This is a genomic window from Gammaproteobacteria bacterium (assembly GCA_027296625.1).
GTDB lineage: Bacteria > Pseudomonadota > Gammaproteobacteria > JAKEHO01 > JAKEHO01 > JAKEHO01.
Genome location: JAPUIX010000022.1, coordinates 1 through 3,444 on the forward strand (window position 1 = coordinate 1; position 3,444 = coordinate 3,444).

Genomic DNA, 3,444 nt, shown 5'->3' on the forward strand with positions numbered 1-3,444 from the left:
CGACTGGATGGTGAACCAGGGATCCAGCGCCAACGGCAGGGACAGGGCCGAGGCTAAGGTGACGGCGCCGCGGACACCGCCCCAGGTCAGGACAACCTGATGACTCAACGGGATCGCCTTCATGCCCGGCAAGCGACTCATGGGACCCAGTAGAGCGAAGACCACCACAACCCGGGCGATGAGAACCGCGACGATGCCGATAAGCATAGCCAACCAGTGGCTGGTAAACATCACCACGGTGATAGTCACCCCCGCCAATAGGAAAATGAGAGCGTTGGCAATATAGCCGGCAAACTCCCACAGGTCCTCGACAAAGCGCCATTCCCTCGACTCCCCACGACGTCGCGTCATCTCACCGAGGGTCAGACCCGCGGCAAGGACCGCCATCACCCCGGACACTTGGAGCAGCACCTCCGCGATGAGATAGGCGAAATACACCAACAACACCGTGATGACGCCTTTGATAACCGGTTGTCGGAACGCGGCCATCAATGCATAAGCAAGCGCACCGAACAGCGCGCCACATGCCAAGCCACCGAAGCAGACCAACAGAAACTCGCCAACGGCTCCTTGCCAACTCGTTGCCTCACCCGGCGAGAGCACAAGTGCTATCAAAATGCTAAATAAAACAATCGCGGTGGCATCATTAAAGAGGCTCTCGCCTTCAAGAAGGATGTTGAGGCGTTCCGGCGCTTTGGTGGTCTTGAGCAACGCCAGCACCGACACGGGATCAGTTGCTGAGAGCAACGCACCGGTAATGAGTGCCGCTATCCACGGGAACCCTGAAGGGTGCGCAATCCCGTAATAAACGATCACCGCGGTGATGGCAGCAGCCAGTACCATAAACGGTACCGCCAGCAACACGATGGGGATCAGATCTTTTAAGAGCGACCTGAAATCGAGTCTGAAGGCCGCCTCGAAGATCAATACCGGCAAGAAGACATAAAAAATCAACGCATGAAAATTCTCCCATCGGACCCCGGTATCGAAACCTGCGGCAACCAGCACCTCCGATCCCACGAAGCCAATGACGACCAGGACGGCGCTGAAGGGGACTCGGATGCGCTCCGTCAGTGGCTCCACCAGTACGGCAAGGAGCAGCAGCACCATAAAAAACAATACGGCAAGCGCTATATTCATCCGAACCCCACGCGGCTATAAAAAAACTGGCCTCTGCAGCAGGCCGGACTGCTTAGGTTGAACGGAAGTAGCGGTTGACGATCAGATTATCAAGGCTCGCTTTGCCCGGGCCACTCAGCAGCAGCGGAATCAACATAATGAGAAAAAACAGCGGCAGTTTGTAGCCATTGTCGCAAACGTTGTAGCCATGGCTCGCATGGACGCTCACCCAGGCGACCACATCAAGAATAATCAACGCCGCAGCACTAAAGCGTGTTGCGAGCCCAATAACCAAGGCAACACTGCCGATCAACTCGGACCAAGTGGCCAGAAACCAACTGATATCCACAGGAATGACATCAAAGGGCCACGGGAACTTGGCTTCGATCTGGGCGAACCAGTTTTCGCCCCGGAACTTCATTACACCGGACTCCCAAAACTCCCACGCCAACACGAGCCTCAGGCCCAGTGGCGACAGATAGTTCCCAAGCCAGGTCAGAATCTGGGTCACCTTGCACCCCATGGAAACAAATACATTCATGGTAGTCCCCTCCTCTCGACTCTATTTGTTTATGACGCTGTGCCAGTCGTAGTGACTGGAAGATGATGAATCGAATGAATCGATGAAATACCCTGGATCGCGTCACGCACTGATCTTGGCCACGGGTTTTGATTCCAAGTCCGGATGCAACTCATCGAGTGGCTTCGATAGGCCATTGCCCATGATGATCCGGGCATGATACCGACGTAGCTGGCGCGGTTCCTTGACGCCGCAGGAATGCGCGATCATGCCTACTTCGTAAACCATATTCTTGGCATAGTGCATGACGCGGACCGCCTTATCTTCGGGCACCAACCCCCGCTGCAACTTCTTGTTATGTGTCGTTATCCCAGTCGGACAGGTGTTCTTATTGCATTGCAGAGCCTGGATGCAGCCCAGTGCAAACATGAAACCCCGCGCTGAGGTGATAAAGTCCGTCCCCATACAGAGTGCCCACCCGACATCCGCGGGTGTCACGAGCTTCCCGGAGGCAATGACCTTGATTCGATCCCTCAGACCATGTTCCTTAAGCTTGTCTATTACCAGCGGCAGGCTTTCACGAAGGGGCAATCCCATGTCATCCATGAGCGGCATGGGTGCCGCACCGCTTCCGCCATCGGCTCCATCCACCGTAATAAAATCGGGTGCGCTCTCGATACCACGGCGTTTAATGCCATCGAACAGCTTGTCGAGCCATCCGTAGGCACCGAGCACCGCCTTGAACCCGACCGGCTTGCCGGTCACTGTGCGGATCCGGTCGATCATATCCAGCAAGTCTTCGTTACTGTTGATATCGGTATGGCGGTTCGGGCTGATGGAGGCACCGCCCGGACGGATGCCGCGGATCCGTGCGATCTCATCTGTCACCTTGCCGCCTGGCAAGATCCCGCCCTTGCCCGGTTTCGCGCCCTGGCTCAATTTGATCTCAAAGGCGCGGAGCTCGTCGTGACTCGCCACCTCCCGGAGCTTGTCGTCACTCAGGTTTCCATCCCGATCTCTGACACCGTATTTTGCGGTCCCCATTTGGAAGACAATGTCGGCGCCTCCTTCGAGATGATAGGGCGACAGGCCTCCTTCACCGGTATTCATCCAGCACCCGGCCATGCGCGCGCCGTTCGACAGCGCCAGCACGGCAGGCTTGGAAATGGAGCCGAAGCTCATAGCGGAAATATTGAACAACGAGGTCGTGGTGTAGGGTTTTTCGCAATACGGTCCGATGGTAATTGCTTGCGCCCCCACGGCATCTTCATCGAGCGTTGGGAATGGACAGTTAACAAACAGGACGGTACCGGCCGGAGTAAGATCCCGTGTGGAGCCGAACGCCATGGTATTATCCAGGTTCTTTGCCGCACGATAGACCCAGGAACGTTGCGCACGGTTGAACGGAAGCTCCTCACGATCCATCGCGAAGAAATATTGACGAAAGAATTCCCCCAAACGCTCAAAGAAGTAGCGAAAACGACCTATGACAGGATAGTTGCGCCGGATCGCATGCTTGGTCTGGGAAACATCGATGATATAAATGATCACCACACCCAGGACCCCAAGGCCGATGAGAAAGATGAAAACAGCGGCCATGAACTCGAGCGTGGAGATCAGAAAACTGGGTGCTAGCATGTCTGTCATTTTTCCCCCTCCATCACAGAACGCGCTGCACCCCTGTCGATGAATGATTTCGCAGGCTCATCACGCTATAGCACCTTAGACCGCAGGACCAACAGCTTTTCAATCTGCATATCGTGCATGGTATACGGAATGCCGCCGACGCCGAGCCCCGACTGCTT

At 55.7% G+C, this 3,444-nt stretch carries 3 protein-coding genes; all 3 read right to left on the reverse strand.

Going from position 1 to position 3,444, the window contains the following annotated elements; all coding sequences use genetic code 11:
• Positions 1–1,140, reverse strand: a 1,140-nt coding sequence (locus tag O6944_00965) for a sodium:proton antiporter (protein ID MCZ6717720.1), incomplete at its 3' end; no start/stop codon positions are given.
• Between the two features lie 52 nt (positions 1,141–1,192).
• Positions 1,193–1,642, reverse strand: coding sequence for a DoxX family protein (locus tag O6944_00970; GenBank protein ID MCZ6717721.1), 450 nt, complete (start codon positions 1,640–1,642; stop codon positions 1,193–1,195).
• Between the two features lie 120 nt (positions 1,643–1,762).
• Entirely contained in the window at positions 1,763–3,286 is a 1,524-nt protein-coding gene (locus tag O6944_00975) for an FMN-binding glutamate synthase family protein (GenBank protein ID MCZ6717722.1), read from the reverse strand.
• Between the last annotated feature and the right edge of the window lie 158 nt (positions 3,287–3,444).

Excerpts from the sequence above, each read along its gene's own strand:
- O6944_00970 (MCZ6717721.1), bottom strand. The coding sequence starts at position 1,642 with ATGGGGTGCAAGGTGACCCAGATTCTGACCTGGCTTGGGAACTATCTG.
- O6944_00975 (MCZ6717722.1), bottom strand. The coding sequence starts at position 3,286 with ATGACAGACATGCTAGCACCCAGTTTTCTGATCTCCACGCTCGAGTTC.